The sequence below is a fragment of the Erythrobacter sp. genome (assembly GCF_038133525.1).
Classification (GTDB): Bacteria; Pseudomonadota; Alphaproteobacteria; order Sphingomonadales; family Sphingomonadaceae; genus Qipengyuania.
This window is the reverse complement of record NZ_JAYPTL010000148.1, coordinates 818-1,598: the sequence shown is the minus strand read 5'-3', so window position 1 is coordinate 1,598 and position 781 is coordinate 818. Positions and strand designations below refer to the sequence as shown.

The 781-nt window shown below is 63.0% G+C and carries 1 protein-coding gene; it reads left to right on the top strand.

Annotation, left to right across the window (positions count from 1 at the left end; translation table 11 throughout):
* Nucleotides 1-18: 18 nt before the first annotated feature.
* A partial coding sequence (locus AAFM29_RS17330; RefSeq protein ID WP_371830768.1) for an AAA family ATPase occupies nucleotides 19-781 on the top strand: 763 nt, incomplete at its 3' end.

The window sequence follows — 781 nt, the reverse complement described above, 5'->3', positions numbered from 1 at the left end:
GGCTTTGCCGATTCTGCGATCTTGCAGAAACATGGCGAACGCATGATCGAACGCTTGCGCAAGAAGGCATTTCTGCCCGAAGCACGCAAGGGCCTGTCGGTGCGCTATGGCATTGCCGAGGCAGCCGCCCTTTTGGAATGCAGCACCAACCGCATTCGCATGGCCGAGGAAGATGGACGGCTTCCCCCCCCTCCCCCGACCGAGAACGGGCGGCGCCCCGGCTATACGATCGAGGAACTGCTGAACATGCGCGAGGTGCTGGACGCCTCGCCCCGGCGCGCGCCGCTGGATACGCCCGCGATGATCGCGGTGCAGAACTTCAAGGGCGGCGTCGGCAAGTCGACGGTGACCACCCACCTCGCTCATTATTTCGGGGTTCAGGGCTATCGCGTGCTGGTCGTCGATTGCGACAGCCAGGCGACGACGACCACCCTGTTCGGGTTCAACCCGCATTTCAACGTGACGCGCGAACAGACGCTCTACCCCTATCTCTCGATCGAGCCGACGCAGCAGACGCTCGATTACGCGGTGCAGGGCACGCCCTGGCCCAATGTCGATCTGATCCCGTCGAACCTCGAACTCTTCGACGTGGAATATGAGCTGGCCGCTGCCGGTTCGGATGGCGGATCGGTGCTGGCAAGCCGTTTTCGCAAGCTGAAACAGGGGCTTATGGAGCTTGCGCAGGATTATGACATCGTCCTGCTTGATCCGCCGCCGGCACTTGGCACGATCAGCCTTGCCGTGATGCAGGCGGCCAATGCGCTGCTGGTCCCGCTGGCCG